This window comes from Bacillus sp. FJAT-27001, assembly GCF_019039175.1.
Taxonomy (GTDB): Bacteria; Bacillota; Bacilli; order Bacillales; family Bacillaceae; genus Bacillus; species Bacillus velezensis.
In genome coordinates, this window is record NZ_JAHOAA010000006.1 from 1 (window position 1) to 448 (window position 448).

Sequence of the window (448 nt, forward strand, 5' to 3'; positions counted from 1 at the left end):
TAAACTATCGGCAATTGGCTGTTTAAAAGGTGTTTTGACCCCTGTCTCAAAAACGGGGGGCAGTCCCCATAGGGACTGCTTTTTTTGTTGTAGACTTAAAACTCAAACCAAGATTTATGATCAAGACGAATGAAATTTTGCGGTTTTATTGCGGACATACATAATTTTGGAAATGTTAGAATATTATATAAAAGGAGGAGTGGCCTTGTGAGTTCTGTTTTACCATCATCGGAGGTTGGCGTTAAGATTAATGAATGGTACAAAATGATACGTCAGTTCAGTGTTCCGGATGCGGAGATTTTGAAGCGGAAGTGGAGCAAGAAATAAATGAGATGGAAGAAGACGAGTATCTACTGATTTACTACACCCTCATGAAATTTCGCCATCAGCTTATGCTGGATTATTTAGAACCGGTGACTACCCGCGTGAGACCGACAATTGACGAGCT

At 40.4% G+C, this 448-nt stretch carries 1 pseudogene; it reads left to right on the top strand.

What is annotated here, in order from left to right:
• Positions 1-207: 207 nt before the first annotated feature.
• Positions 208-448 (top strand): annotated as a pseudogene (locus BGM27_RS16250) (response regulator aspartate phosphatase); the annotation flags it as partial.